Origin of the sequence: Lachnospira sp. CLA-JM-H23 (genome assembly GCF_040096425.1) — a bacterium.
Classification (GTDB): Bacteria; Bacillota; Clostridia; order Lachnospirales; family Lachnospiraceae; genus Lachnospira; species Lachnospira rogosae.
On record NZ_JBBMET010000002.1, the window covers coordinates 292,953 to 315,640 of the forward strand.

The window sequence follows — 22,688 nt, forward strand, 5'->3', positions numbered from 1 at the left end:
TTTTAATCAATGATTAATTTAAATTAAGCTTATCAAGCTTATCGCAGAAATCAAATGTTGCGAAATAATCTTTTGGTGTCTCTGCTCTTCTTATCATCTGTACACTTCCATCTTCCTTAAGCAGAAGCTCTGCTGATCTTAACTTACCATTATACTGGTACCCCATAGAATAACCATGTGCTCCAGTATCGTGAATAATGAGATAATCTCCCATATCAATCTTTGGCAGCATTCTGTCAATTGCAAATTTATCACTATTCTCACAAAGTGAACCTGTTACATCATACTTGTGGTCGCAAGGCTCATTTTCCTTACCTGCTACTGTAATATGATGATAAGCACCATAGATAGCTGGCCTCATAAGATTTACTGCACATGCATCAACACCAATATACTCCTTATAAATGTGCTTCTCGTGGATAGCCTTTGTTACAACACAGCCATAAGGTGCAAGCATAAATCTTCCAAGCTCTGTATATATTGCAACATCCCCCATACCAGCTGCTGTAAGAATTTCATCATATACCTTATGAACGCCAGCACCGATAACAGCAATATCATTAGGTGTCTGGTCTGGCTTGTATGCAACACCAACTCCACCAGAAAGGTTAATAAACTTAATATCAGCTCCTGTCTTATCACGAAGTTCTACAGCAAGCTCAAATAAAATCTTGGCAAGTGTTGGATAGTATTCATTAGAAACTGTGTTACTTGCAAGGAATGAATGTATGCCAAAATGCTTAACACCCTTGCTCTTTAATATCTTAAAGGCTTCAATAATCTGATCGTGTGTCATACCATACTTGGCATCACCCGGATTGTCCATAATTGATGTTCCAAGCTGGAAATATCCGCCAGGGTTATATCTACAACTCATAGTTTCCGGGAACTTTCCATCAAGTATTTTATCTAAGAATTCAATGTGTGTAATATCATCAAGATTAATTGTTGCACCAATCTCATTGGCATAAGCATATTCTTCTGCTGGTGTATCATTAGATGAGAACATAATCTCACCCGGCTTATAATCAAGTGCATACGCCATCATAAGCTCTGTCTCAGATGCACAATCAACTCCACAGCCGTACTCCTTTAATATATTTAATATGTATGGATTAGGGGTAGCTTTTACCGCGAAATACTCTCTATAACCTTTATTCCATGCAAATGCTTCTTTTAATCTCTTTGCATTATCTCTTATTCCCTTCTCATCATAAAGATGATAAGGTGTAGGATATGTCTTATCAATCTCCTTAAGTTGCTCTAATGTTACAAATGTCTTCTTTTCGCTCATCTTACTCTCCGTTCCACATTCCTGTTACGTATTAAAGTCTGTACTTTTAACAGATTTCATTGAATGTAATTTATATATTTTTCCACGTTGAATTGTATATTAGTTATGACAATTCGTCAAGTACGGTTATTCTAACTTATCATTGTCCTGATTTAATACAAAATGGCAGGAAGCTGTAATCTGCTGGCTGTGCGCCTCTCCCTCACACGCCATATATACCGCTCCTGCCATATTATTAATATTAAAACCACAAATTAATATGTAAGATTAGCACATCCCTTAAATGATGTAGGGTCAATCTTTACATCTTTGCCATACTGTGCACTCTTAAGATTAAAGCAGTTAAGCAATGCTTCACTTTCAATTCTTTCAAGTGTCGATGGAAATTCTACTTTCTCCAGCCTCTGGCAGTTCTCAAAAGCATTGTTGCTTATAACCTTAACACCTTCCGGAAGCACAACCTCCACAATGTCATCTCTATTAGCAAATAATTCTTCTGGAAGACAAGTAAAGTCACTCATATCTATCTCTTTATATGTTCTGTTGTATAATGTAACCTTAATTCTTTTATTGTTCATAATCTTTCCCTCACATTCTACATTGCTATCAATTGCAAAGCGGCAATGTTCGCTGTCTATTTAAACCAGCAGTGTTAATGCCGGTTATAATCTTTAATTCATATTAAGCATTTTAAGGACTGACTGACTTGTGCTAAGCAGACCATTCTTATAGTATCCTAAAGCACTGTTATCATCACTGTAATTATTGTATGCTGTATTATATGTATTACTATCATCACTTGTATTAATAGTCGATGATACCGCTAACAGCTTTGATAATATTGCTTTATATGTATTAATTACATATTTGTAATCATCATAGCTGAACAGCACATTGGAACTGCTTGTTCCTGATGATGCACGGCTCTTTAATACTGCATCAGATATATTGTACTTATTAGCTGTTATCTGGTTTCTAAGTGCTGAAAGCTCCTGGTTATTCTCTCCCTGCTGGCTGTTATTCTGTGAATTAACCATTATTCCTGTATCGCCAACACATATACTCTGTGAAAGATCTGTAGCACCAGCTCCATCAATTGTTGTTGAATCGGAAGAAAGTGCTCCACCTAATATATCATTAATTCTGTCTATATATCCTAATGTCTCTTTATATGGAGGAACTCCACCATATTTGCTTACAGAACCACTTCCAGCATTATATGCAGCAAGGGCAAGTGTAACATTACCATTGTAATCATCTAAAAGATACGCAAGCATCTTCGCTCCACCTGTAATATTCTGTCTTGCATCAAATGGATCTTCAACGCCTAACGATTCTGCCGTTGTCGGCATAAGCTGCATAATTCCCTGTGCCCCACAATATGATACTGCTTCTGTATCAAAATCCGACTCTGCCTTTGCAACCGCCTTTAACAGGTTAACATTGACACCATATTCATTGGATACTTCATTAAATATATCATCTAATGACTCGCTTCCTGAACTTATGTTGTTAATTACATTATCAAAATCAGTTGCACCAGCCGGTTTAATATTATCTCCCTGACTTACAAGATATACATTACCATCTAACATATTAACTGAATCTACTACCATTACTCACCAGTTTCCTTCTTTTCTTAATTGTCTATACATTGTATAAGCATCTGAAAGTATCTGTTTCTCATTCGGATATTCCAGAAGATGATACGCCTCGTGATACTTATAGTAACCTGCATCGTAAAAAAATTCTTCTTTCTGAGGCACACAGTCATAGCTGTCGGATTCACACAGATACCAGTGAACGATCTTATCGATATTCTTGTGTCCAGCCTTAAATGAATAATTCGTACTGCCAATGTAAGCTCTTATTCTTACATCAGCACCTGCCTCCTCATTCACTTCACGCACAGCTGTCTGTTCATAAGTTTCTCCCTTTTCGACTGTCCCCTTTGGAAGTACCCAGCCATCTCGTGAATTCATAAAATTCTTATATAATACAAGAACTTTGCCTCTGAATATTACTACTCCTCCACAGCTTACTGCTTCTGACATATCGTTTCCTCCAATCCATTATACAATGCTGATATTTTTTTATCAAGGCTAAATGTTTGACATAGCGTGCTGTTTTCTGACATTTTTCGCAATCTCTTATATATATGACGTCATCAACAAATAAGCTCCTGCCAAACATATTAACATATTATTGAAAATACGCATCAAATACAGCCTTCGCTATATACTGTGCACTTGATACACCTGAATAGCCACCCTCAAGCACAACACTTACTACAATCTCTGGTGTCTCTGCCGGAGCAAATCCAACAAACCACGAATGTACATTATCACTATTATCGTATTGTGCCGAGCCAGTCTTACCAGCAGCATTATATGATGACCATCTCATTGAACCGCCTGTACCTGAATCAACAACCTCTTCCATACATTCTGTAAGATACTGTGCTTCGTCACTTGTCATAAGCTTGTCAATAACTGTTGGTTTATTCTGTTTTACTACTCTGCCATAAGCATCTTCTATTCTGTCAACCAGATATGGTGTCATCATTGTACCATCATTAGCCACTGTTGCAGCTATCATAAGATTATGGAGTGGACTTATCATAGTTTTTCCTTGTCCAATTGCAGTTTCCTGTGCTTCACTTATGCCTGACTCCTCACTCAGTGCAAATGAACTTTTATTATATTCAAATGCGACCGGTATATTCTTATTAAATAAAAATGAGGTGCATAGATTCTTAAATGAGGTCAGCTTAAGTCCTGCACCTATATGCGAAAAGGCTGAATTACAGGAATTAGCAAAAGCATCTACAAGATCTTGCTTTCCATGTGCTTTTCCATCTGCACATGGAATTGTTGTTCCACCTTCCTCATAATCACTTCCGTCGCATACATACATAAATGAATTATCTGTACCATTTTCCCTTATATACTCAAGTGTTGTAAGTATCTTAAAGGTTGAACCCGGTGCATACAATCCTTGTGTAGCCCTGTTTAAAAGAACCGACTCAGAACTATCATAATTAATCCATTTATCGTAATCTTTATCTACCAGATTAGGGTCAAAATCAGGCTTGGAAACCATTGCCAGTATCTTTCCTGTAGAACTTTCCATAACTATCACAGCACCTTTGTTACTGCCAAGTGCCTTATATGCTGCCTTCTGCAAGGTTGTATCCAATGTTGTATACACATTATGTCCCTTTGCCTTATCGCCTGTTAAATCATTGGATATCTGATCAAATATATTATCTGTCTCAGATAACAGATAATAATTCTCTGTTGACTCAATTCCCATCTTCGTCTTGGAATTATATCCTATGACGTGGCCAAAAAGCTTTTTCTGTGGATACACTCTTGTCTCTGTACCGTCATCTGCCGTATCAGTCGTTGCAAGCACTGTTCCATCAGAAGCATATATATCGCCTCTCACAACCTTATCAGCCTGATTATCTATTCTTTTATTATATGGATTGTTAATAACATCTTTGGCATCTTTGATATTAAATACACAAAGATATACTATCATAATCGCAAATAAGCCTATAAACACAAAAGATATTATATTAGTTTCCCTGTTTCTAAGGCCTTTTTTACTTCCTTCTACAATATCCGTTTCTTTTTCTTTACGCCTGATGTTTCTTCGGCGTTGTTTTTGCTGTTGATTGTTTTTTTGCATTTTTACCTTTTCTGTCATCTTCATACTCGCTTTCATCAAGTCTCATATTATACATTCCATTAATCAGTGCAAACATCACTAACGAACTTATTATAGAGCTTCCTCCATAACTTACGAACGGCAGTGTTACACCAGTCATCGGAATAAGCTTTATTGCTCCTCCAACTGTAAGGAACACCTGAAAGCCATATGTAACTCCAAGTCCAACTGCGACAAGCCTGTAAAACAATGTCTTACATCTTGATGCAATGTTCATCATAAGTATAAGATTATTAAGGCATACCAGTAATAACGATATAGCAAATATTAATCCAAACTCCTCTGAAATAGCTGAGAACATAAAATCCTTTTCTGCAACAGGAATTTTATCCGGCATACCCTGGCAAAAACCATATCCAAACCACGAACCCATTCCTATTGAAAACAGCGACTGGCATACCTGATAACCACTATCATCAATATGGCTCCACGGATCTTTCCATATTATAACTCTTTTTCTTACATGAGAGAAAAGCTTATATGCGATAACACCTGCAACTCCTCCACCCATAATACCTGCACCTGCATATAACACATTCTTTGTTGCAATATAAAGCATAGCAATATAGACCACGAAAAATATAAGTGCTGCTCCAAGATCTGTTGACAGCACAAGTATTATAACATGAAGTGCGGCAAATGCTGTAACTACAGCAGTCTGTCTGAATGTTGTTGCTTTATTAAACATCGAAGCTACAAACATTACATATAATATCTTTACAAATTCTGCCGGCTGTACTGACACAGGTCCCACGGTAAGCACAAGATTAGCTCCATATATCTTATTGCCAAGAAGAACTGCCAGCAGAAGCACAAGTCCTGTGCCACAGTATATCCAGCCCATTTTTCTGAAGCTTTTCACCGTCTTTAACAGCCACGGAATGGCAAGTGTAAGCAATGTGCCCGCAACCGCTATAGCAAACTGCTTTACGCATTTGGTATAACTTAATCTTGCTATCATAACAAAGCCAACCGCCATCAGCATACACATATTATTAACAAGCAGTCTTGATGCTTTAGGATAAAATACCATATAAAGCATAATAACTGCACCAAGATATACCAGCTGTGCAAAATACAGATATATATAATTCATATTATCATACACAACATACATTATAAGATAACCAGTAAAATGTACAATTACCATTATAATATTCTGTATCCGGTATATCTTTTTTCTTTTATCTTCATTTCTTATTACTGCACCCCTGTATGCCGCGAGTGCATAGAAAGCCATAAGAAATGCAAGTACATATTTTGATAATTCCAAACAAACTGTCTGCATAATTAATTGACTCCTCTATAGAAATGTCCCTTATATGGCGATACCCCATCAAAGCTTAAAGCTTTCTTTATTGTAAAAGTATCTTCATCTATGAACTCAAATCTTAACGACCTAACACCAAGGTCATTTCTTTTAAGTTCTTCTGTTAAATCAAATGTGCCTGCCCACGTCACTGTGTAACAATAACTGCATACGCTCTCAACTATGTAGCTTACATCACTACCCTGCTTTAAAAGAGTTGTACTACACTTCTTATCACATATTCCATAAGTCTTTCTAACACACGATTTAGATACCATAGCAGGTATTTTTCCATACACAATAATCTCACTTCCAGCAGTCAGAGTATCCTGTAACTCAGAATTATTAAGCTCAAGCGGAAGTGTGTGGGATAGCAGCCTTACCCCCGCCTTATCAGCAATATCTTTCAATTCATAACCTGCATACTTATTAAATACATACAGTCCTGTATCAGTAATTATATCTTTAACTTTAGACTTTCTGCTTCCTATAAGTCCGATTTCTTCAATATTTCTTACAAGATAGCCATCTATTATTCCAGTATTATGTTCTATATCATCAAGCATAGCCGAAAGCTGTCTTGCCCTGCTCTGTTCAAGAATATAAGGAAGTGCTATAAACAGCTTAATTCCCATTTTGTTAATTTTTTCACACACTTTAATAAATCTCTGCCGGTCGCTGTAATACATTCCAAAATCAAGATATATTCTTCCAACTATAATATCAAGCTTATTATCAGGACTGCTGACTATATCAATCACCGAGCTGACAATATCAAAGGAATGACAATATACTGTACATAACATCTTGCCAGCATTATCTGACACATCATTATATTGGCTTTCAATACCTGTGCAATTATTGTGATACTCATTATGTGCATCACAATCCGAACTTAATATGCTATTATCCTGCTCGTTATATGTCATACAGCAGGGATTTATTATACTATCGTCCGGCTCTTTATATGTCCTGCAATATGAACTTAATATATTATTATCAAGCTGTGCTATAACTTCTCTTCTTAGCTTCTTTAATTCTCCAACCGATAAGAACACATCATTATCCATATGAAGTTCTATGCCAGACACTTTATATCCGGTGTTACCTGTCATTATAAGCTTGCTCTTAACATCTTCGTAATCGGCTGGCTGTTTTAAAGCTTTAGTCACCTCACTGCCTGATATGCTTGCACTGAATTGACCAGTCACAGCGGTAAGACTTAATGGTGAGCCTTTCACAGCCTCCATATACATATCAATATCTCTTTCAAAGCTTGTCTGCACATACTTTTCTTTTACAAGTCTTTCAAGAGAAGAATTCTTCATTCTGTTAATAATTCTGTCCTTGTACAGATTATATTTTCTTGGAAGATTGACCACTAAAGTATTACCCGCCTTAACAAACGAGCCACTCTCAAAGCTGTGTTCCTTGTCAATCTCGAATACATCCTGCGGATTGATATCCTTTAATGCTTTAAATGTAACCCTTCCCTTATCATTACTAACGACCTTTAATGCTTCACTCCCCCTATGATTAGGACGTTCATACGACATCATCTCCTTACCCTTCTTGCTGTTATAAAACCCTGTCGTAAAAGAGCCTCGGTTATATATATCACATAGATTATCTATATCTTTCTTAGTTATTTTATAGCCTTTTCTTCCATATTTAATGTACTCGTCAACATAATGCCTATATATAGAAGTAGCATATGCGGCATAGGTCACATTTTTCATTCTTCCTTCTATCTTTAACGAATACACACCAGCTTCTATTATATCTGGAAGTATAGACAGGGCACACATATCTTTAGGACTGAATGCAAAGGAATTATCTTTGTCGTTAATCTGACTGTCATTATCATATACTTTATAAGAAAGCCTGCAGGGCTGTGCACATCTTCCCCTGTTGCCGCTTCTTCCACCTCTGAAACTGCTCATAAGACATTGTCCCGAGTAACAATAACACATAGCACCATGAACAAAGCTTTCAATCTCCATATCCGGACAATCATTATGAAGCTGTGCAATCTCAGTTAATGTCATCTCTCTTGAAGTGACAACACGCTCTGCACCCATATCCCACAGAAGCTTAGCACCAAGACTGCCTGTCTGTGTCATCTGTGTGCTTGCGTGTATGTCCATATCTGGAAAATGCTTCTTTATAAGCCGCATAACTCCTAAATCCTGAACAATAACCGCATCAAGTCCGTGTTCATAAAATGGTCTTATATATAAAATCAATTGTCCTTCTATCTCTTTGTGCTTAAGAAGTGTATTAACTGTAAGATATATTCTGCACCCAGCTCTATGTGCATAGTCAAGTGCTTCAAGCATCTCTTCATTATTAAGATTGCCTGCGTATGCCCTTGCACCGAACATATCTCCTCCAAGATACACCGCATCTGCCCCTGCATTAATAACAGCCTTACATATTTCAAGAGAACCTGCTGGTGCAAGAACTTCTATTCTGTTGTAGTTGTTACCATGTGTTAATTCCATAATATATCATTTATCCTCATTCTATAATACTTATTAATCAAATCGGGACTGTAGCACATTGTCCCCAGCCCCGCTAAATATAATTATTTCTTTGAATCATTAAGTTCTGTTTCAAGCTTTACAATGGTATTTTGAAGCTTCTCTATGTTACCCTTCAATTCCTCAATCTGCTTATCAGCAGACTCAGACTTTATCTGTGCTGCAATAAGTTCGTGCTTAAGGTCATAGATTTCCTTATCTTTATTCTCAATCTCTAAAGATAAACCATCACCAAGCTTCTTTGCCTTAAAATAATCATCGGCAACATTAAGATACATAAGATTAGCTCTTATCTCTGCTGACTGCTTTCTAAAATTCTCGTCTTTACCGAACTCAGCAAGTTTATTATTAATATATGATGCTATCTTCTGAAGATATTCTTCACTTTCATATCCTCCCAAAGTAAATACTTTTCCACCTATGATTACCTCTGTTGTATTCTTTGATGACATCTGCATCCTCCTGACCTGCTTAACAATAATATATAGTAAGTATACAATATCTACTCTCTTAGTTCAATACCAAGATTATCATATGCTTTCTTTGTTGCAACTCTTCCTCTAGGTGTCCTGTTAATATAATCATTCTGTATAAGATATGGCTCATATACATCTTCAAGCGTTCCCGAATCTTCACCAATAGAAGCCGCAAGTGTCTCTATTCCAACAGGTCCTCCGTCAAATTTCTCTACAATTGTAGAAAGAATAAGCCTGTCATTCCTATCAAGTCCGTCCCTGTCAACATCTAAAAGGTCAAGTGCATAATCAGCAACATCTTTAGTTATATTACCGTCATATTTTACCTGTGCAAAATCCCTTACCCTCTTTAATAATCTGTTAGCAAGTCGTGGTGTTCCCCTTGATCTTCTTGCAAGCTCATATGCACCATCATCATCAATATCAACACCAAGAACCTCTGCTGACCTTACTATAATCTTCTTTAATTCATCACAATTATAGAATTCAAGATGATTAACAACTCCAAATCTATCTCTTAAAGGTGCAGATAAAAGTCCTGCTCTTGTCGTTGCACCAACAAGTGTAAAATGCGGAAGGTCAAGTCTTATCGACCTTGCAGTAGCACCTTTTCCAATCATTATATCAATCTCATAATCTTCCATTGCTGGATACAGTACTTCCTCAACCTGTCTGTTAAGTCTGTGTATCTCATCAACGAACAATATATCTCCCTCACTAAGATTATTGAGTATTGCCGCCATTTCTCCAGGTTTCTCTATAGCCGGACCAGAAGTTACCTTTATATTAACGCCCATTTCATTAGCTATAATTCCAGCAAGTGTTGTCTTACCAAGTCCAGGAGGTCCATAAAATAAGACATGGTCTAATGAATCTCCTCTCTCCTTTGCTGCCTTTATATATACTTTAAGGTTTCTTTTAACCTTTTCCTGTCCTACATAATCATCAAGCTTTAATGGTCTTAACGAATTCTCTATCTTTGCATCTTCCGTAAGGATTTCTGTGGATATTATTCTTTTTTCCACGTTGTATTTCACCTCCTCATAATTAAATACCCTTTTTATAACTAAGCACTATTTTATAATCAAATGCTCTCTTATATTCAAATATTCTTTTATTTTACCTATAAAGTTGCAAGGCTTTTAAGAGCCTCCTTAAGTATTGCCTCTGAATTCTTCTTATCAATATCATCAACCTTCTTAACAGCCTTAATCGCATCCTTACTGCTATAGCCAAGTGATACAAGCGCCTCAACAGCATCATTCATAACAATAATAGAATTATCCTGCTCTGCTGCCGCATTTGCCTTATTTCTGTTATTAAGTGCCATCTCAAAGGCTTCCTCAACCTTTAACTTATCCTTAAGTTCAATAATAAGCCTCTGTGCTGTCTTAGCACCAACACCCGGACAGCTCTTTATAAGATTAACATCATCTGACAGTACTGCAAATCTTAAATCATCTGTGCTGATTGCTGATAATATTCCAAGTGCCCCCTTAGGACCTATTCCGTTGACATTTATTAATAATTTAAATACGTTAAGTTCATCTCTTGTAAGAAATCCATACAGGCTCATATCGTCTTCTCTTACGTGCAGATATGTATACACCTTTACAAATTCACCCGATTTAGGTATATTTTCAGCTGTAAGGGACGATGTCTTAATGTCATAGCCAATCCCATTATTCTCTATAACTATCCCTTCTGGTGTCATCTCAACAAATTCACCTATTATATATGAATACATTATTACTCTCCGCTCTTATATTTAAAATACTATTTATGATTTTATTTTGTTGTTTTTATCCTATTTTTCAAAATGCTGTTTTATAATATCATTATTTTACAAATAAATATTACTTCCGCATTCCAAGACAATGGTTAATAAACTGCTGTGCGGTTCTTCCTGATATGCCTCCGTGGCTTAATTCCCACTTATTAGCCTCAGCCATAAGTTCTTCTTCTGACATATCAAGTCCATTTTTCTTGGCAAGTCCTATTACAATATTATAATATTCCTTATTAGATGGTTTAGAATAGCTTATCTGACACCCAAATCTATTAACAAGCGACATCTTTTCTTCAATCGTATCTGATCTGTGAAGTCCGTTAGAAGATTCCATATCATTTCTGTCGTTCCATGTTTCTTTGATAAGATGTCTTCTGTTAGATGTCGCATATATAAGAATATTGTCAGGCTTAGTTTCAACGCCACCCTCAATGACTGCCTTTAAGAACTTGTACTCAATCTCAAATTCTTCAAATGATAAATCATCCATATATATAATGAACTTGTAGTTTCTGTTCTTAATGGCCGCTATTACATTTGATAAATCCTTAAACTGATGCTTATATATCTCTATCATTCTTAAGCCCTGGTCATAATATTCATTAACGATAGCCTTGATACTTGTAGACTTACCAGTTCCGCTGTCACCAAATAAAAGAGCATTATTGGCTTTTCTGCCCTGAACAAAGTTCTCTGTATTCTCAACAAGCTTCTTTTTTTGTATCTCATATCCAATAAGATCATCTAATACAACCTTATCCATATTATTAATAGGGTTAAATGTAAGCTTTCCATTCTCTGTTGCAGATATTCTGAACGCCTTGTTAAGTCCGAACATACCTACGCCATATGCTTTATAGAATTCTGTAACTATATCAAAGAATTCATCTGCATTAGCAGCTTTGGCAAGCTTTTCGCTTAATGCCTGAACCTTTTCACTTACATTTTTATTATACATCAGCTCCTTCTTAACGATTGCCTTATAATCAGAGATTATAGAGAAACAGTCAATGCCGAGTTCTTTCTCTATAAATGAAAAATCATAATGGAAAAGATTGTAGAATACTTTAAAGTCATTCTTTGCAAATACATTAACACTTCCGTCATTAGCTCCTACCTTTTCACAGGTAATGCTGAATGGATTCTCATTAGTAATAAGAAAATATGTAAGATAATTCTGCCATAAATTCTTATCGAAACCATAATCTGTTGCAACTTCTAAAATTCTTTTTACCTGAGTATATATATCTGTAACCAGCTCTTCTTTTGATGATAATTTGTTATCAAAACGATTGAATATATCTGCCATTGATGATAAAATAGAACTGTTATCGAGATTTCCATACATAATTAATTGAGATATTTCTTTATACATTTTAGTATTCCTTTCGCCAATGTGTATATGTAACTTTTATATAATAACACATATAATATCACATTGAGAGCGAATTTTGTCACTTTTTTTAGAAATATTAGTTCGATTAACTATTGACAGCTAACGAACTAATGATATAATCTGTAAAGAACTTTGCAAAAGTTTGTAAAAGTTTTAACAGACTTTTATTTTTTAATGATTAGTGAGGATTTCAAATGAAAATCGTATCAGATATCAACGCATTTGTGTATATTGTATTGACCATCTTCTATTGTTATCAGGGAATATACGTTATTATCGCATTGCTTGGTAAAAAGAAAAAAAAGAATTACAACACCGAAGCTAAGACACTTCACAAATACGCATTTATTATTGCCGCACGTAATGAAAATGCCGTTATCGGCAATTTAATTGACAGTATTAAGAACCAGAATTATCCTTCAGAGCTTATTGATGTTATCGTAGTAGCTGATAACTGTACTGATAATACTGCGGAGATTTCAAGACAACACGGTGCCATTGTTTATGAGCGTTTCAACAATATACTTATTGGTAAAGGCTATGCTATGGACTATGTCTTTAATAAGATATGTGAAGAACGCGGTGATTACACTTGTTATGACGGTTATTTCGTATTCGATGCAGATAATATTATCGATGTCAATTACGTCAGAGAGATGAACAAAGTATTCGACAGTGGGTACAAAGTTGTCACAAGCTATCGTAACTCTAAGAATTATGACACTAACTGGATTACAGCCGGTTATTCTTTATGGTTTATAAGAGAAGCTAAATATCTTAACAACCCACGAATGATGATTAAGACAAGCTGTGCTGTATCCGGAACTGGCTATCTTGTAGACAGCTCTATTATCAAGAAGAACCACGGCTGGAAATGCAATCTTTTAACAGAGGATATTGAATTTACTGTAACTAATATTCTTGATGGCGAAAAGGTTGGTTATTGCGAAGATGCTATGTTCTATGATGAACAGCCAACAACATTTAAACAGTCTTGGAATCAGCGTATGCGTTGGACAAAAGGCTTCTATCAGGTATTATTTAAGTATGGCAGAGACTTATTCAGGACAATGTTCAAGGAAAAGAGAATGTTCGTATCCTGCTATGATATGATAATGACACTTGCACCTGCTACTTTATTTACACTTGGAACAATACTTCTTAATGTAATAATATTATTATGTGGTGGTCTTAATCCTACATTATTCAAGCAGATTGCTGGTCCAACTGTTCAGGCTATTTTACTTGGTTTCTTTAATTTCTATATGATGCTTTTAGTAATAGGACTTATAACTTTAATAACTGAGTGGAAGAAGATTCTTGCACCTGCAAGAAAGAAGATTATGTATCTTTTCTCTTTTCCTCTCTTTATAGCTACATATATTCCAATCTCAATTGTAGCGTTATTTAAGAAGGTTGAATGGAAGCCAATTCCTCATACTGTTGTTAAGACTATTGATGATTTATCAATGACACAGTATAAGCAGTAATTCTATTAAGAATTTAAACTAAATAATGATATAAAAAAAGGGGCTGTCGCACTAAGAAATTAGTGCGATGCCCCTTCTTTTATGTTAAGGCGGTATATAATCTAAAAAAATAAATCCCAGGCTTCGAAAGACCTGGGATTTATAGTAAAATATTAGTATGCTATTACATAATAAATTACAAAAAGATTATACTTTAAATCAGAGTGGATATCAACTAAAACTTCCACTCGAAAACTGCAAAAGAGATATCAATTTCATGTTTCTTTTAGAAGGGCATTCTGCACCTGACCATGCAACACTTGCACGATTCAGAAGCATTCATTTTGCCCCTTGTTCTAAGCGTATTCTCGCAGAAGTTTCAAGATTGAGGCAAATGCCAATAAATATACTTTCGTGTGGAAAAAAGCCGTTACAAAAAATCAGGCAAAACTGTTAATTAAATTAGCTGATTTTGTAGCTGAATGTGAACAACTCTATGACATAAAAATAGTTTATGGAAATGTAATAAAAATCAAACATTTAAAGAGACTACGCAAGAAGCTGTATGCTCTCAAAAATGCTGGAAATATCACATTCGTGCATGGTATAGGCAAAAGAAAAACACCATTACAAAAAAGTATTGAAGCATTAGAAGAAGCTCTTTCTAAACTTAAAGAATACACTCAATAATAAATAGTAACTTAAAAATCGTATTTTTATAGGAAAAAGAGGCTGGTACCCTAACGATTTTCAATCGTTAAAGCGACAGCCCCTTATTTGCTTTATTCTACAAACACAATCATTACTTTTCATTCCTGTCAATCTTTAAATCTTTGTAATATTGCATTGGAGTAACACCATATTCTTTCTTAAATGCTCTAAAAAAATGATTATACCCTCCAAATCCACCAAGCTCATATACCTCATGAATACTTTTCCCCTGCTCTATATAATGGCGGCATAAATCAAGTTTGCTCTTTACAATGTATGAATGAGGTGTCTCACCTGTCAATTTTTTAAACTCTCTTACTATATGATAACGGCTTATATAAAATTCTTTTTCCAAGCGCTCCAACGAGATATCTTCTGTCAAATGTTCTCTGATATAAATAAAAATATCATCCATTACAACGTGTTTTTTCTTCTTCGTCTTGATCTGTACATCATCCTGAACAGATGAGCGAAGTGCAAGTACAAGAATCATAGTTAATAGGCTTTTCTCGTATAATGAGTGGGCAAATTTAGGCGGCTCATTATTCATCGAATAGAGCTTTTTTGATATATTCTTTATAAGCATAGCCGATTCAGTCTCAGAATGAACAATCTTAACTTGATACGGAACAAAATCAAACGCTTCATCAAGTCTTGTTTCTTCATCTGACAATTTCCTTAAAAGTTCTCCACCTATATAAAGAACATAAACTTCAAGAGGATACTTATTTTTACGATATTCAAGCTTTACTTTATTACCTGGCTTAATAAATATCAAATCCTCCATAGTACATACAATATTATCGTCCTCCTGGTGCATATACCCTATCCCACCAGCTATAAATACAATTGTATAGCTCTCCTTTTGCCCAAAGCTTCGCTGGGCACTATCCAATATTTTCAAATATTCCATTTTGTAGCCTTGCTTTTTCATATGTCTATTTTGTACACTTTCCTATTATATTTTTTGTTCATTTCGTCAAAATATACAATATATCAATTTTTCGTAGTTTGCAAGCAATATTTGTATATGGATATCAGCATAACCCCAATATAATAAGATTGTAGCTACTAAAACAATATAAATGTTTGGAGGTAAATTATCATGAAAGAAACAAGACCTTTTTCCATGAAGGACAAAATTGGTTACACTCTTGGCGATTTGGGATGTTGCTGTACTGAGCAGTTCCGTGCCATGTATCTTGCTATTTTTTATACACTGGTATTAAAAGTTAATCCAGTACACGTAGGAATCCTTATGCTTGTTACAAAGTTTTGGGATGCTATAAATGACCCTTTAATTGGTGCACTTGTTGATAGCCACAAAAACAAAGGAAAAGGAAAATTTATTCCTTGGATTAAATTCTTTGCTTTTCCAACTGCAGTACTCTGTATATTAGGATTTGTTAACGTAAGCAATTTCGCTTATGGTGCACGTATTGCTTATATGTTCATTACATATATTGTTTACGAAATTATGTACACATGTGTCAACGTTCCATTTGGTAGTCTTTCAAGTGTAATGACTGATGATGTTAACCAACGTACTGACCTTTCTCGTTTCAGAAGTCTTGGCGGTACAATTTTTATGACAGTTATCGTTATTGTTGGACCATTATTCTTATATAAAGATAACCAGCCAGTACCTAGCCATTTCCTTATTATGTCAGCAATCTGTGCAGTTTTTGGATTAATCTGTCTTATGTTTACATCTCATTGGTGTAAAGAGCGTATTATTAGAGAGCCAGTTGTTGAGAAAAAAGAAAAGTTTAACTACTTCCAGGTAATTAAAGATATTACTAAAAACAAAGCATTACTCGGAGTTATGTTATCAAGCTTTATCGGTATTGTTGGAGCAGGTATGGTTAACGGATTAAATACTTATTTATTCCGCGATTATTTTGGAAATGTTGCCATCATGGCAGTTTCAGGTATGTTAAGTGTACTCTGGTCACTTATTGCATTCGTAGGCACAAAATTTGTTGCTAAGAAATTTGGAAAGAAAGAATGGATCATGTACAGTGCAACTTTCTCAGTTGTTGTTTATGCTATTTTATTCTTCTTCCCACTTGAAAATCCTTTGCTCTTTATTATCATCAACGGAATCTGCTATCTTGGAGTAAGTGGTTTCCAAGTATTAGTTTGGGCACTTGTAAATGATGCAATTGATTATCAAGAACTTCAGACAGGAAAACGTAATGAAGGAATTGTATATTCGGCATATACATTCTTCCGTAAACTTGCTAATGCTGTATCAGGAAGTATGAGTAGTTTTGCACTTGCAATTGCTGGATTCCAGGTTAATGAAGCTGTCCAGAATGAAGCATTCTCAGGACATCTTTGGAAAACATATACAGGTTTATATGTTGTAGGATATTTATTAGCTGTTCTGGTATTAAAATTTATCTACCCTCTTACAAAAGAGAAAACAGCTGAAATGTTACAGGATTTAGCTGACAAGCGAAATGCTACTACTGCAGAATAAAATTAGAAATGGAGGTATTTTAAATTGACAAAACAAGTAGAAATCACAAACCGTGATGGACACATCTTACGCGGAATAGTTAACATTCCAGAAGATGGCACAAGATTTCCTGCTATTGTAAATGTACATGGCTTTACAGGGAATAAAAGCGGTTACAAAAGTATTTATACGCACACAGCCAGATTATTAGCTGAACATGGATTTGCCAGTGTCCGTTTTGATTTATACGGAAATGGTGAAAGTGATGGTGAATTCGAGGACATGACCTTTACAGGTATCCTACACGATATCGAGGATATTATAAACTGGACTAAAACACAAGATTTTGCCAATCCAGATAAGATTATCTTATCTGGTCAGAGTATGGGAGGATACGCAGCTGCTACTGCCGCTCCTATTGTTAATCCTTATGCTCTCATACTTATGTGTCCAGGTGCTGGAATGTGGTTTGGATGTAAGGATCGTGCTGAAGCCATGGAAGCTAAGGGGATCACCAAGGCCGATATTGAAGGACTCACTTTCCCAACATCTTTTAATCATGATTTATTTAATTATGAGCCATTCTCGTCAGCAGAAGGATACAACGGACCAGTCCTCCTTATAAGAGGAACTGCAGATGATTTGGTAGATGATGCAACATGCCATAGATATGAGTCACTTTACAATGGAAAATGCAATTATAAAACAATTGAAGGCGCTAACCACAATTTTGCCAGTGCTTTTGCAAGAGCAGAATTAGACAAATTAATGTTAGAGTTTTTAACACCACTTAAATAGTATATTCAATTTGAAAGGAAGTATGAACAATGAAATTATTAGAGCCTATAAAAGTTGGAAATATTGAGTTTAAAAACCGTATTATGTTCCCACCACTTACAACAGGATATGAGGAAAAAGATGGTTCAATTGGAGAACAAAGTTTTCGTTTTTACGAGCGTCTCGCAAAAGGCGGTGTCGGATATATAGTAATTGGAGATGTTGCACCACTTCCAACATTCTCTCCTACACCAAAGCTTTATTCACCTGAGCAGGTTCAAAGCTTCAAAAGACTTGCTGACGCATGTCATGAAAATGGCGCAAAACTTGGAATTCAGTTATTCCATCCTGACTACAATGTTAAAGCTTTAAACGATATGTTTCATCAGGGCAAAATGCAGGAAGCAAGAGCTAAACTTCACCATGATATGCAGCACTTTGTAAATGAAGTTACTGCAGAAGAGCTTGATGAAATAATAAAGCATATGGAAAACTGTGCTATCTTAGCACACGAAGCTGGTGTTGATTGTATTGAAGTACATGGAGACCGTCTTGTTGGTTCTCTTTGCTCTCCTATTTTAAATCATAGAACTGATGAATATGGCGGTGACCTGGCTAATCGTACACGTTTTGCATTAACACTCGTAAAAAGATTAAAAACAATCGTACCTGACATGGTTATCGACTACAAGCTTCCTATAGTTACTCCTCTTGGAGAAAATAGTTTTAGAGGAAAAGGTGGTCTTCCACTTGATGAAGCTTGCATTTTTGCTAAAGAATTAGAAGCTTGCGGTGTTGACACATTACATGTTGCACAGGCTAACCATACTGGAAATATGGGTGATACAATCCCTGCCATGGGAACACAGCCATACGGATTTATGGTTTCTTATTCTAAAAAAATCAAAGAGTTTGTATCTATTCCTGTATCTGTAGTAGGCCGTATCGTTACACCAGAAGCTGCTGAAGCAGTTATTACAAATGGTTCTGCTGATATTATTGGATTAGGTCGTTCTCTTCTCACAGACCCTGACTTTGCAAACAAATGTGCAGATGGACATTGCTGTAATGTCAGAACATGTATGATGTGTAATAAAGGATGTACAGATAATATTCAGAATCGTGCTTTCTTAAGTTGTGTACTTAATGCTGAAAACGGTTACGAAGCAACACGACATATAACTCCTGCAGCATCATCAAAGAAAATAGCTATTATTGGTGCTGGTATTGCTGGACTTGAAGCTGCACGTGTTGCTGCATTAAGAGGTCATAGTGTAACCATTTTTGAGAAATCACTTCAGATTGGTGGTCAGTTACTTATTGCTAGTGTACCTCCAAGAAAAGAAGAAATGATGAGAAGCATTAATTATTATACAAATGTACTTCCTGAATTAGATGTAACATTCAGGCTTGGTCAGGAATTCACATCCCAAGATTATAATTCATTCGATGAAGTAATTGTGGCAACAGGAGCAAACAATGCAATAATCCCTGTTCCTGGCAAAGATCTTCCAACTGTAGCAAGTGCATGGGATGTACTTGCCAAGAAAGAAATCGTATTCGGTAATGTTTCTGTAATCGGTGGTGGTCTTGTAGGTGTTGAAACCGCTGAATATCTGGCTTCACGCGGATGTAAGGTTACAATTATTGAAATGATGGATCAGATTGCAAAAGAAGAAAGTAACACTATTTTACCTACTTTAATGAGGGAATTAGAGCATTATAATGTTCAAATAGTAACATCTGCAAAATTATCAGAAATTAAAGATGATTCTGTAGTTGTTGAAAAAACAATAGACGACAATACATCAACAGAAGAAATTGCTTCAGACTTTGTTGTAATGGCTGTTGGTGCAAGAAAGAACCTTCCAGAGCTTTCTGATTGTCCTCTTCCACTTCACTATATTGGTGATTGTGCTGGAGAACGTCCAAGTAATATTGAACATGCTATTAAATCAGCATATGATGTAGCATGTGAAATATAAATTATTAATTACCCTATTACCACAAAGGGGCTGTCGCACTAAGAAATTAGTGCGATGCCCCTTTTTTTATGTTAATGTGGTATATAATCTAAAAAAAATAAATCCCAGGCTTCGAAAACCCTGGGATTTATGGTAAAATATTAGCATACTACTACATAATAAATTACAAAAAGATTATACGTTAAATCAGAGTGGATATCAACTAAAACTTCCACTCGAATTAGAAACAATTATTCCTAAGAATGATTCTGTGCGGTTACTCAGTCAGTTTGTAGAGGAGATGGATTTGACTGATCTATATAAGAGATATCAATTTCATGTTTCTTTTAGAAGGACATTCTGCACCTGACCATGCAACACTTGCACGATTCAGGAGCATTCATTTTGCCCCTTGTTCTAAGCGTATTCTCGCAGAAGTTTCAAATATCCTTTTTGATTTAGGTGAAATATCCGGTGAAACTATCTTTATTGATGGTACAAAAATCGAGGCAAATGCCAATAAATATACTTTCGTGTGGAAAAAAGCCGTTACAAAAAATCAGGCAAAACTGTTAATTAAGTTAGCTGATTTTGTAGCTGAATGTGAACAACTCTATGACATAAAAATAGTTTATGGAAATGTAGTAAAAATCAAACATTTAAAGAGACTACGCAAAAAGCTGTATGCTCTCAAAAATGCTGAACATAACTTAAAATTCAAATATAAGAACATAACTGCGGATGCTGGTTATGAGAGCGAGGAAAACTATCTGTTTCTTGAAGCTAATAATCAGATAGCATTCATAAAGCCGGCTAATTATGAGATATCAAAAACAAGGAAATACAAGAATGATATTGGAAAGATAGAAAACATGGAATACGATAAAATATCCGATTTTTATACATGTAAGAATAACAGGAAACTTACAGTATCACATATAAGACACAATAAAACTAAAACAGGATATGTGAGTGAAAAAACTATCTATACATGTGAGAATTGCAGCGACTGCCCTTGCAAGAGTGACTGCATAAAAGGTAATGGACTGCGAATGTACTCGCTGAAAGTACTCTTTTAGCAATTGCAAGAAACATAAATAAAATAGTAACTTAAAAATCGTATTTTTATAGGAAAAAGAGGCTGGTACCTTAACGATTTTCAATCGTTAAAGCGACAGCCCCTTTTTTTACATATTTAACTACTATTCCTGACACAATTCCTATAATAATACCTGTTATTACACCAGCTATTATAAGCACTGGCAGATAATATATTATAGCACTGCTTCCCATTATAAATATTGCCGCGATTATCTGTCCGACATTATGCATAATTGCTCCACTTACACTCACACCGATATACGAAAAACTGTCTATTTTTTTTAGAACAATCATCGTTACCATACTAAGCACTGCTCCCGCAATACTAAACAAAAAGCTGTTAAGATTACCAAAAAGCATTGCAGTCAGTGATATTCTTAAAATATTAATTATAACCGCTTCCTTAATTCCCAATGTATAAAGAATTGTGATAACTGCTATATTGGCAACTCCAAGCTTAATTCCAGGAACTGGTATTGGAACTGGTATAATACTCTCAATATAGCTGAATATCATAGCCAGTGCCGTAAGCACCCCGCACATAGCAATGTTATATGTGCTGTTGTTCTTTTTATGTTCTTTTGTCATATTCTTTAATGTATTTACTCCTTCAACTATTATATAATAATTTTCTTTTCATCCTATTCTGCATTTACAAACACACTATTGCACTTTTTTCCAACTGCCTTACTTATATTACTATCTTACTATTGAATCGACCCCGCTATCATCAGCCGCCGCTCCTATAATCTCTACAACCACACGGTGTGGAAGACAGACTATTGTTTCACCTGTCTTGCTTATCCTTCCTGTCTTAACACATAACTTGTCAGGGCAATCAGCATCTGTCATTGTCACACCACCATTTTCTATTGTGACAATATTGCTTCCACCCTGATATCCTTCTATAGTCAGTGTTTCATTCTGATTGACAGATATTGTCTTTATGACCTGTCCGTCAACCTTTATCTGCACAAATACACCATCTTTCTTAACAAAATGATTAATCACAACAAATGCAATAACTGCTATGATTACAAATGCTGCAATTAATATTATATCTTTCTTATATTTACGATTATTATTATTCAAATATCTGCCCTTACTTTCCATATTACTTATATATTTATTGTTCCACTCCATATTCCAATGAGCCTGTCCAATGAATACGCAGCATTTGCAGGGCTTGTGGACGGAAGAACCTCTGCTTCAATACCAAGTACTTTCTGCTGGTACTTTTTGTAATAATTACCTGAAGCTGCACCATTACAGTATACACGCTCAATCCGGGAATTGCTTACAATCTGTCCTAAATCCGTTGGTACGACATTTTTAATGCTGCTGTCACTTGAACCAATTATATCGCAGCTATATATAGTATCCCATAAAGCTATATGATTATTATGCAGCATCTGCTTCTTATCCTCTATCGTAACTGGAACTTCAATATTCTTATCATTCATTCCACTGTTATTAATGACTGCCGTTATAACCTTCCAGAACCTGTTCTGCGGATGTCCATAGAAGAACATCTGCTCTCTTGATTTAACAGATGGCAGACTTCCAAGAATAAGTATCTTAGAGTTATTGTCATAAAGCGGAGGAAATGGATGAATAATATGCTCATACTGTGACTTCATTAGTTGTTATCTCCTGATAT

At 35.5% G+C, this 22,688-nt stretch carries 20 protein-coding genes and 1 pseudogene; 6 read left to right on the forward strand and 15 right to left on the reverse strand.

Annotation, left to right across the window (positions count from 1 at the left end):
• Positions 1-13: 13 nt before the first annotated feature.
• The 11 genes from WMO42_RS03760 to WMO42_RS03810 all read right to left on the reverse strand — a co-directional run bounded on the left by WMO42_RS03760 (position 14) and on the right by WMO42_RS03810 (position 12,521).
• Complete coding sequence (locus tag WMO42_RS03760; protein ID WP_022501825.1) at positions 14-1,294, reverse strand: diaminopimelate decarboxylase; 1,281 nt, start codon at positions 1,292-1,294, stop codon at positions 14-16.
• A 254-nt stretch (positions 1,295-1,548) separates the two neighbouring features.
• Positions 1,549-1,872: a leucine-rich repeat protein gene (locus WMO42_RS03765; protein WP_349191585.1), complete on the reverse strand. Its 324-nt coding sequence runs from the start codon at positions 1,870-1,872 to the stop codon at positions 1,549-1,551.
• A 93-nt stretch (positions 1,873-1,965) separates the two neighbouring features.
• The gene (locus WMO42_RS03770; RefSeq protein WP_349191586.1) at positions 1,966-2,910 is read right to left on the reverse strand and encodes a lytic transglycosylase domain-containing protein; all 945 of its coding nucleotides are present in this window, start codon (positions 2,908-2,910) and stop codon (positions 1,966-1,968) included.
• A gap of 3 nt (positions 2,911-2,913) precedes the next feature.
• Positions 2,914-3,348, reverse strand: a complete 435-nt coding sequence (locus WMO42_RS03775) for an NUDIX hydrolase (RefSeq protein ID WP_022501828.1) — start codon at positions 3,346-3,348, stop codon at positions 2,914-2,916.
• A gap of 148 nt (positions 3,349-3,496) precedes the next feature.
• Positions 3,497-5,014 carry a penicillin-binding transpeptidase domain-containing protein gene (locus tag WMO42_RS03780; RefSeq protein WP_318255807.1) on the reverse strand — a complete coding sequence of 506 codons (1,518 nt, stop codon included), beginning with the start codon at positions 5,012-5,014 and terminating at the stop codon, positions 3,497-3,499.
• Positions 4,938-6,317 (reverse strand): FtsW/RodA/SpoVE family cell cycle protein, encoded by a 1,380-nt coding sequence (locus tag WMO42_RS03785; RefSeq protein WP_349191588.1) that lies wholly within the window; start codon positions 6,315-6,317, stop codon positions 4,938-4,940. The genes WMO42_RS03780 and WMO42_RS03785 overlap by 77 nt, the downstream gene beginning before the upstream one ends.
• Positions 6,318-6,319: 2 nt before the next feature.
• Entirely contained in the window at positions 6,320-8,842 is a 2,523-nt protein-coding gene (locus WMO42_RS03790; RefSeq protein ID WP_349191590.1) for a U32 family peptidase, read from the reverse strand.
• Positions 8,843-8,925: 83 nt separating this feature from the next.
• Positions 8,926-9,333, reverse strand: a complete 408-nt coding sequence (locus tag WMO42_RS03795) for a cell division protein ZapA (RefSeq protein WP_022501832.1) — start codon at positions 9,331-9,333, stop codon at positions 8,926-8,928.
• Between the two features lie 50 nt (positions 9,334-9,383).
• Positions 9,384-10,382 carry a Holliday junction branch migration DNA helicase RuvB gene (ruvB, locus tag WMO42_RS03800; RefSeq protein ID WP_055174640.1) on the reverse strand — a complete coding sequence of 333 codons (999 nt, stop codon included), beginning with the start codon at positions 10,380-10,382 and terminating at the stop codon, positions 9,384-9,386.
• 98 nt (positions 10,383-10,480) lie between these two features.
• Positions 10,481-11,104 carry a Holliday junction branch migration protein RuvA gene (gene ruvA / locus WMO42_RS03805; protein ID WP_022501834.1) on the reverse strand — a complete coding sequence of 208 codons (624 nt, stop codon included), beginning with the start codon at positions 11,102-11,104 and terminating at the stop codon, positions 10,481-10,483.
• Positions 11,105-11,213: 109 nt separating this feature from the next.
• A complete protein-coding gene (locus tag WMO42_RS03810) occupies positions 11,214-12,521 on the reverse strand; it encodes an ATP-binding protein (RefSeq protein ID WP_022501835.1) in 1,308 nt (435 codons plus the stop codon).
• Positions 12,522-12,736: 215 nt separating this feature from the next.
• On the opposite strand from WMO42_RS03810, the gene WMO42_RS03815 reads away from it, so the two are divergent.
• Together WMO42_RS03815 and WMO42_RS03820 are read left to right on the forward strand one after the other, a co-directional pair.
• The gene (locus tag WMO42_RS03815) at positions 12,737-14,032 is read left to right on the forward strand and encodes a glycosyltransferase family 2 protein (RefSeq protein ID WP_022501836.1); all 1,296 of its coding nucleotides are present in this window, start codon (positions 12,737-12,739) and stop codon (positions 14,030-14,032) included.
• 157 nt (positions 14,033-14,189) lie between these two features.
• A pseudogene (locus WMO42_RS03820) lies at positions 14,190-14,698 on the forward strand (IS5/IS1182 family transposase); the annotation flags it as partial.
• A 115-nt stretch (positions 14,699-14,813) separates the two neighbouring features.
• Here the strand turns inward: WMO42_RS03820 and WMO42_RS03825 are convergent.
• A complete protein-coding gene (locus tag WMO42_RS03825) occupies positions 14,814-15,635 on the reverse strand; it encodes an AraC family transcriptional regulator (RefSeq protein ID WP_349191591.1) in 822 nt (273 codons plus the stop codon).
• A 192-nt stretch (positions 15,636-15,827) separates the two neighbouring features.
• Here WMO42_RS03825 and WMO42_RS03830 point away from each other — a divergent pair, with 192 nt between their 5' ends.
• The 4 genes from WMO42_RS03830 (at position 15,828) to WMO42_RS03845 (ending at position 21,006) form a co-directional block, all read left to right on the forward strand.
• Positions 15,828-17,207 carry an MFS transporter gene (locus WMO42_RS03830; RefSeq protein ID WP_349191592.1) on the forward strand — a complete coding sequence of 460 codons (1,380 nt, stop codon included), beginning with the start codon at positions 15,828-15,830 and terminating at the stop codon, positions 17,205-17,207.
• A 24-nt stretch (positions 17,208-17,231) separates the two neighbouring features.
• Positions 17,232-17,984 carry an alpha/beta fold hydrolase gene (locus WMO42_RS03835; RefSeq protein ID WP_055174630.1) on the forward strand — a complete coding sequence of 251 codons (753 nt, stop codon included), beginning with the start codon at positions 17,232-17,234 and terminating at the stop codon, positions 17,982-17,984.
• Between the two features lie 29 nt (positions 17,985-18,013).
• Positions 18,014-19,948 (forward strand): bilirubin reductase, long form, encoded by a 1,935-nt coding sequence (bilR, locus tag WMO42_RS03840; RefSeq protein WP_349191593.1) that lies wholly within the window; start codon positions 18,014-18,016, stop codon positions 19,946-19,948.
• A 317-nt stretch (positions 19,949-20,265) separates the two neighbouring features.
• Positions 20,266-21,006: a transposase gene (locus tag WMO42_RS03845; RefSeq protein ID WP_349191595.1), complete on the forward strand. Its 741-nt coding sequence runs from the start codon at positions 20,266-20,268 to the stop codon at positions 21,004-21,006.
• A 70-nt stretch (positions 21,007-21,076) separates the two neighbouring features.
• Here WMO42_RS03845 and WMO42_RS03850 read toward each other — a convergent pair whose 3' ends face one another.
• From WMO42_RS03850 to WMO42_RS03860, 3 genes are all read right to left on the reverse strand, one after another.
• The gene (locus tag WMO42_RS03850; RefSeq protein ID WP_022502174.1) at positions 21,077-21,616 is read right to left on the reverse strand and encodes a Gx transporter family protein; all 540 of its coding nucleotides are present in this window, start codon (positions 21,614-21,616) and stop codon (positions 21,077-21,079) included.
• Positions 21,617-21,727: 111 nt separating this feature from the next.
• Entirely contained in the window at positions 21,728-22,171 is a 444-nt protein-coding gene (locus tag WMO42_RS03855; protein WP_349191597.1) for a NusG domain II-containing protein, read from the reverse strand.
• Positions 22,147-22,668 (reverse strand): DNA-deoxyinosine glycosylase, encoded by a 522-nt coding sequence (locus WMO42_RS03860; RefSeq protein ID WP_349191598.1) that lies wholly within the window; start codon positions 22,666-22,668, stop codon positions 22,147-22,149. The genes WMO42_RS03855 and WMO42_RS03860 overlap by 25 nt, the downstream gene beginning before the upstream one ends.
• Between the last annotated feature and the right edge of the window lie 20 nt (positions 22,669-22,688).

Bases quoted from the DNA above. Each gene is read 5' to 3' on its own strand.
- WMO42_RS03780 (WP_318255807.1), bottom strand. From the start codon at position 5,014: ATGAAGATGACAGAAAAGGTAAAAATGCAAAAAAACAATCAACAGCAA.
- WMO42_RS03795 (WP_022501832.1), bottom strand. From the start codon at position 9,333: ATGTCATCAAAGAATACAACAGAGGTAATCATAGGTGGAAAAGTATTT.
- WMO42_RS03860 (WP_349191598.1), bottom strand. From the start codon at position 22,668: ATGAAGTCACAGTATGAGCATATTATTCATCCATTTCCTCCGCTTTAT.
- WMO42_RS03790 (WP_349191590.1), bottom strand. From the start codon at position 8,842: ATGGAATTAACACATGGTAACAACTACAACAGAATAGAAGTTCTTGCA.
- WMO42_RS03775 (WP_022501828.1), bottom strand. From the start codon at position 3,348: ATGTCAGAAGCAGTAAGCTGTGGAGGAGTAGTAATATTCAGAGGCAAA.
- WMO42_RS03810 (WP_022501835.1), bottom strand. From the start codon at position 12,521: ATGTATAAAGAAATATCTCAATTAATTATGTATGGAAATCTCGATAAC.
- WMO42_RS03850 (WP_022502174.1), bottom strand. From the start codon at position 21,616: ATGACAAAAGAACATAAAAAGAACAACAGCACATATAACATTGCTATG.
- WMO42_RS03785 (WP_349191588.1), bottom strand. From the start codon at position 6,317: ATGCAGACAGTTTGTTTGGAATTATCAAAATATGTACTTGCATTTCTT.
- ruvA (WP_022501834.1), bottom strand. From the start codon at position 11,104: ATGTATTCATATATAATAGGTGAATTTGTTGAGATGACACCAGAAGGG.
- WMO42_RS03815 (WP_022501836.1), top strand. From the start codon at position 12,737: ATGAAAATCGTATCAGATATCAACGCATTTGTGTATATTGTATTGACC.
- WMO42_RS03825 (WP_349191591.1), bottom strand. From the start codon at position 15,635: ATGGAATATTTGAAAATATTGGATAGTGCCCAGCGAAGCTTTGGGCAA.
- WMO42_RS03770 (WP_349191586.1), bottom strand. From the start codon at position 2,910: ATGGTAGTAGATTCAGTTAATATGTTAGATGGTAATGTATATCTTGTA.
- WMO42_RS03830 (WP_349191592.1), top strand. From the start codon at position 15,828: ATGAAAGAAACAAGACCTTTTTCCATGAAGGACAAAATTGGTTACACT.
- WMO42_RS03760 (WP_022501825.1), bottom strand. From the start codon at position 1,294: ATGAGCGAAAAGAAGACATTTGTAACATTAGAGCAACTTAAGGAGATT.
- WMO42_RS03765 (WP_349191585.1), bottom strand. From the start codon at position 1,872: ATGAACAATAAAAGAATTAAGGTTACATTATACAACAGAACATATAAA.
- WMO42_RS03845 (WP_349191595.1), top strand. From the start codon at position 20,266: ATGTTTCTTTTAGAAGGACATTCTGCACCTGACCATGCAACACTTGCA.
- bilR (WP_349191593.1), top strand. From the start codon at position 18,014: ATGAAATTATTAGAGCCTATAAAAGTTGGAAATATTGAGTTTAAAAAC.
- WMO42_RS03855 (WP_349191597.1), bottom strand. From the start codon at position 22,171: ATGGAGTGGAACAATAAATATATAAGTAATATGGAAAGTAAGGGCAGA.